Genomic DNA, 5,615 nt, shown 5'->3' with positions numbered 1-5,615 from the left:
CGAAGCAACGCTCGCCGACAGTGAGCGGGTGCTAGGCCCCGACCACCTCTTCACCCTGGGCTCCCGCAACGACCTCGCCTCCGCCTACCGGGCGGCGGGGCATCTGGGCCGGGCCATCCCCCTGTACGAAGCAACGCTCGCCGACAGTGAGCGGGTGCTGGGCCCCGACGACTTCCATACCCTGACCTCCCGCAACAACCTTGCCTCCGCCTACCAGGCGGCGGGGCATCTGGGCCGGGCCATCCCCCTGCACGAAGCAACGCTCGCCGACAGTGAGCGACTGCTAGGCCCCGACCACCCCAACACCCTGACCTTCCGCAGCAACCTCGCCCACGCCTACCAGACGGCGGGGGACCTGGGCCGGGCCATCCCCCTGTACGAGCAGACCCTCGTTGATTGCGAGCGGGTGCTGGGCAGCAGCCATCCCACGACTCGTGTCGTCAGCGGGAATCTGGAGACCGCCGTCTCCGACGCTGCTCCTCAGCGAACCCGGGGATGGAGGCGGCTGTTTCGCTGACGAGAAGAGACCACTCATTGATCTTGTAGTGGACCGCCGAGCGGCTCAAGATAACGTTCGTTTCGCGTAGGCGTGATGGCAGGTAACGCCTTCGCTACTTTCGGTCCCGCTCGCGCCGGTCCGGGGGCACTCTGGAGGCATGTCGAAGACGACGCCCGAGGCGGAAGGCGCGCCAGGGTCGCGGCTGTGGCGCGGCGTGGCGGTCATCGCGCTCGTGGTGCTGGCGGCCTCGCTGGTGGCGGGGTTGCTGTGGTTTTTTGCCGATCCGCTGCGCCTGCCCCCGGCACTGCTGGCCACCCTGGATCAACGGGCCAGCGTGATCGGCATGGTCACCGGCATGCTGCTGGGCACGGCCGGGCTGGTGGTCGCGGTAGTGGCATTGCGCGCGCAGACGCGCGCCGATCGCACCCCGGCCGCTACCGCCCTGCCCGAGACGGCGAGCGCTGAGCAGAAGGCGCCTCAGGTGACGGCCGAGGGCGAGCGGTCGATCGCCCTGGGCGGCGGCGACACCGGCATCGTCTCCACCGGCGACGGCGCGCGGAACGTGCGGATGCGGGCGCAGGCCTCAGGCCAGGGCCGGGTGTATCAGGCCGGCGGCGACCAGAGCATTCATGAAGGCGAGGACCATCGACGCACCTACGGCGGCGATCATCTGGAGTTTCACCACAACACCTTCCACGACAAGGTCGTCGGCAAGCAGGTGCACAGCCCTGACCCCGCCGCGCCGGACCGGGATGACGATGGGCGGCGCTGAGGAGGTCGCGGGCGACCACATCGACTTCCACGACAACGTCATCGGCACGGCCGTCGGCGCCGAGCACCATCACCATTACCCGCCCGCGCCGGAGCCGGGTCAGATCGTCGAGGGCGATATCCCGCAACGCCCGCCCGGTTTCCAGCCGCGCCCGCGGCTGCTGCAGCGGCTGGCCGGTCTGCTCGGCGACCAGGTCCCAGGCCACGGCGGCGATGACGGCGGGGGTGGTGGTGGCGATGACGATGGTGGTGGCGGTATTGGTGGTGGTGGGGCGGCGGTGATCTGCGCGGTGGGCGGCACGCCCGGGGTGGGCAAGACGCTGCTGGCCGCCTCCTACGCCTGGGCTTGCCAGGCCGGGCGCTGGCCGGTGGTGGCCTGGATCACGGCGGAGAGCACCGAGCGGATCCACACCGGGCTGGCCGCGCTGGCGGAGCGGTTGGGCCAGCGCCGGGCCGATGATGACGCCGTCACCGCCGCGGGCCGTGCCAAAGCCTGGCTGGCCGCCACCACCCGGCCGGCGCTGCTGGTCTTCGACAACGCGGCCGACGTGGCGGCGGTGCGGGCCTGGTGTCCGGCCACCGGCGCCACCCGGGTGCTCATCACCACCCGCAACCGCGCCTTCCTGCGCCTGTTCGAGCCGGTCGAGGTCGAGGTGTTCAGCCCCGTCCAGGCCCAGGCCTTCCTGCGCGGGCGTACCGGCCTGGACGATCCCGGCAGCGCGGACGGGGCCGCCCGCCTGGCCGATGAGCTGGGGCATCTGCCGCTGGCGCTGAACCAGGCCGCCACGGTGATCACCCGCTTGCGTCTGTCCTACGACGCCTACCTGGCCCTGTTGCGTGACTTTCCCGTCGCCGACTATCTGTCCGCCCAGTACGGCGATCCCTATCCGGCCGGTACCGCTGAGGCGATTCTGCTGTCGGTCACCCAGGCCGAGACCAGCGTGCCGGACGCCGCCGTGTTGCTGCCGCTGCTGTCGGTGCTGTCGCCGGCCGGTGTCCCGGTGCCGGTGCTGCACGCGCTGAGCGGCCAGGGCGTCGAACCGGTGCACATGCAGCGGTTGCTCGCCGACCTGGCCGACACCTCACTGATCACCTTCAGTGAGGACGGCAGCGCGGTCTTGATGCACCGGCTGGTGCAGCGCGTGCTGCGCGAACGCGCCACCCACCAGGGCAACCTGGACACCGTCCTGGACCAAGCCGTCGACCTGCTGCACGCGTTCAACAACACGCTGCCCGGCGGAGCCCAAACCTGGGCAGCCCGCGCCGCCGTCGAGATGCTCATCGACCAGACCAACGCGCTCTACTCATGGGCCCGGACCGGCGGCGACCCCTCCGCCGACCTGCTGGCCCTGCGTGGGTGGTGCGGCCGATACCTGCACGACCTGGCCGACCTCACCCGCGCCATCCCCCTGCTCAAAACCACGCTGGCCGAGCGGGAGCGGGTGCTGGGCGGCGACCACCCCTCCACCCTGACCTCCCGCAACAACCTCGCCGGCGCCTACCGGGCGGCCGGGGACCTGGGCCGGGCCATCCCGCTGCACGAGGCCACCCTCGCCGACTGCGAGCGGGTGCTGGGCGGCGACCATCCCGACACCCTGGCCTCCCGCAACAGCCTCGCCTCCGCCTACCAGTCGGCGGGGGATCTGGGTCGGGCGATCCCGCGGTATGAGGCCACGCTGGCCGACTGTGAGCGGGTGCTGGGCGGCGACCACCCCTCCACCCTGACCTCCCGCAACAACCTCGCCAGCGCCTACCAGGCGGCGGGCGACCTGGGCCGCGCCATCCCCCTGTACCAGACCACCCTCGCCCAGCAGGAGCGGGTGCTGGGCGGCGACCACCCCGACACCCTGGCCTCCCGCAACAATCTCGCCTACGCCTACCGGGCGGCCGGGGACCTGGGCCGCGCCATCCCCCTGTACCAGACCACCCTCGCCGACTACGAGCGGGTGCTGGGCGGCGACCACCCCTCCACCCTGACCTCCCGCAACAACCTCGCCGGCGCCTACCGGGCGGCGGGGGACCTGGGCCGGGCCATCCCGCTGTACGAGACCACACTGGCCGACAGTGAGCGGGTGCTCGGCGCCGACCACCCCACTACTCGCATTGTGTGGGGCAATCTCAAAGCAGCCGCTGCGGAACACGGCCGAAGATCCGCTGAGCCGCGGTAAAGACAGATGCCGCCCCGACTTGGCCGGCTGGACAGTTGGTCGTGAAAGGTCAGCCAGTGGCTTCATTTAACGATCGTTTTTTGAAGATCTTGAAAATGCCGCTCCAGAGCCCCGAAATTCCTTCAAAAACTCGTTCAACAACCAAGGTGGTTCAACAACCTCGAAACACCGTTTGTTGAGAGAATGACGGGCGTGACCGACGCCCTGCAGCCGCCCACCGACCCGCTGGCCGCCTTCCCCGCCCACCGCAGCGAGATCCGCATCGGCTACGCCCGCGTCTACACCGCCGGGCAGAACCTCGAACGCCAACTCGACGCCCTGAAAGCCGCCGGATGCCGCAAGGTGTTCGCTGACAAGAAGTCCGGCAAGAGCGCTGAACGCCCCCAGCTCGCAGCCTGCCACGCCTTCCTGACCGAAGGCGACACTCTGGTCGTGCCCTCCCTGGACCGCTACGGCCGCTCCCTGGCCGACCTCATCACCATGGTCGGCAACCTGCGCAAGCGCGAGATCGGCTTCACCTCGCTGCACGAGAACCTCGACACCACCACCCCCGGCGGCCGCCTCATCTTCCACGTCTTCGCCGCCCTCGCCGAATTCATCCGCGAACTCATCGTCGCCGGCACCCGCGACGGCCTGGCCGCCGCACGCGCCCGCGGCCGCACCGGCGGCCGCCCCACCGTCATCACCCCCGAACTGTTGCGCGCCGCCCGCGACATGCTGCCCAACCCCAACAACTCCATCACCTCGATCGCCAAGCTGCTCGGGGTCTCGGCGGGCACGCTGTACAACCACATCCCCGACCTACGAGAGCTCCGCCAAAGCGGCAACCCCAAGAACTCACCAGCACATAGAGATCGCCAGCACAGGGAGAACGCGCCTTCCACGCGATGGGCTTAACCGAGCGCCGACAAGTTGGCCCGCACCACCTTCGTCACAGGGTGATCTGCACCGAGGATCCGCTCGCAGTCGGCGACAGTGGCCTCGTACAGGGGGATGGCCCGGCCCAGGTCGCCCGCCGCCTGGTAGGCGCTGGCGAGGTTGTTGCGGGAGGTCAGGGTGTCAGGGTGGTCGCCGCCCAGCACCCGCTCCCGGTCAACCAGTGTCGCCTCGTACAGCGGGATGGCCCGGTTCGGATCCCCGGCCGAGTTGTAGACGTAGGCCAGGTTGTTGCGGACGGTCAGGGTGTCGGGATGGTCGACGCCCAGCACCCGCTCGAAGCTGGCAAGGGTGACCTCAAATAACTGAGTAGCGCGAGCTAGGTCGCCCGCCTGGTGGTAGGAAGTGGCCAGGTTGTTGCGGGATTCCAGGGTGTCGGGGTGGTCGGCACCCAGCACCCGCTCCCGATCGGCCAGCGTCTGCTCGTGCAGCGGGATGGCCCGGCCCAGGTCCCCCGCCGCCTGGTAGGCGTGGGCGAGGTTGTTGCGGGATCGCAGGGTGTCGGGATGGTCGACGCCCAGCACCCGCTCCCGATCCGCAAGCGTCGCCTCGTGCAGGGAGACAGCGCGCGACAGGTCGCCCGTCTTCTGATAGGCGTTGGCCAAGTTGTTGCGGGATTTCAGGGTGTGAAGGTGGTCGACGCCCAGCACCCGCTCCCGATCGGCAAGCGTGGCCTCGTACCGAGGGATGGCGCGAGCCAGGTCGCCCGCCACATAGTGGGCGTGGGCGAGGTCGTTGCGGGAGGTCAGGGTATCGGGATGATCGACGCCCAGCACCCGCTCCCGATCCGCAAGCGAGGACTCGTACAGCGGGATGGCGCGAGCTAGATCGCCCGCCACATAGTAGGCGGTGGCCAAGTGGTTGCGGGCGGTCAGGGTGTCGGGATGGTCGCCGCCCAGCACCCGCTCCCGGTCAACCAGTGTCGCCTCGTACAGCGGGATGGCCCGGTTCGGATCCCCGGCCGAGTTGTAGACGTAGGCCAGGTTGTTGCGGACGGTCAGGGTGTCGGGATGGTCGGCACCCAGCACCCGCTCGCGTGCGATATGTGCTCGCTCCGCACATCCGATCGCACGCGTGAAGGTGCCCTCATTACAAAGGAAGAGGCCCGTCTGGCTGAACAGGTAGGCGGTGGTCGGAGTATCGACCTCAGAGTGCGTTACGCGAGCCTCTGTCCTTGATGTCGCAGTGTGATCATATGGATTTGTAGCGTTACTGTCGGTTGGCGGGTCCAGATGTGCTGG

The 5,615-nt window shown here is 69.4% G+C and carries 5 protein-coding genes; 4 read left to right on the top strand and 1 reads right to left on the bottom strand.

All coding sequences use genetic code 11. The annotated features are described in order from the left end of the window. From ACGFJ2_RS59100 to ACGFJ2_RS59085, 4 genes are all read left to right on the top strand, one after another. Positions 1–517, top strand: a 517-nt coding sequence (locus ACGFJ2_RS59100; protein WP_393484219.1) for a tetratricopeptide repeat protein, incomplete at its 5' end; no start/stop codon positions are given. 139 nt (positions 518–656) lie between these two features. Beyond that, complete coding sequence (locus tag ACGFJ2_RS59095; RefSeq protein WP_393484216.1) at positions 657–1,271, top strand: hypothetical protein; 615 nt, start codon at positions 657–659, stop codon at positions 1,269–1,271. Then, positions 1,258–3,438, top strand: coding sequence for a tetratricopeptide repeat protein (locus tag ACGFJ2_RS59090; protein WP_393484213.1), 2,181 nt, complete (start codon positions 1,258–1,260; stop codon positions 3,436–3,438). The genes ACGFJ2_RS59095 and ACGFJ2_RS59090 overlap by 14 nt, the downstream gene beginning before the upstream one ends. Positions 3,439–3,693: 255 nt before the next feature. Next, positions 3,694–4,335 carry a recombinase family protein gene (locus ACGFJ2_RS59085; RefSeq protein WP_393484253.1) on the top strand — a complete coding sequence of 214 codons (642 nt, stop codon included), beginning with the start codon at positions 3,694–3,696 and terminating at the stop codon, positions 4,333–4,335. Here ACGFJ2_RS59085 and ACGFJ2_RS59080 read toward each other — a convergent pair. Then, entirely contained in the window at positions 4,332–5,495 is a 1,164-nt protein-coding gene (locus tag ACGFJ2_RS59080; protein ID WP_393484250.1) for a tetratricopeptide repeat protein, read from the bottom strand. The two genes, ACGFJ2_RS59085 and ACGFJ2_RS59080, sit on opposite strands and share 4 nt — an antisense overlap. Positions 5,496–5,615: the final 120 nt, after the last annotated feature.

The organism is Nonomuraea sp. NPDC049028 (assembly GCF_043197735.1).
Lineage (GTDB): Bacteria > Actinomycetota > Actinomycetes > Streptosporangiales > Streptosporangiaceae > Nonomuraea.
This window is presented reverse-complemented; position numbering and strand designations above follow the sequence as displayed.

What these genes read in the sequence shown, in the direction of transcription:
- ACGFJ2_RS59095 (WP_393484216.1), top strand. Translation starts at nt 657, where the DNA reads ATGTCGAAGACGACGCCCGAGGCGGAAGGCGCGCCAGGGTCGCGGCTG.
- ACGFJ2_RS59090 (WP_393484213.1), top strand. Translation starts at nt 1,258, where the DNA reads ATGGGCGGCGCTGAGGAGGTCGCGGGCGACCACATCGACTTCCACGAC.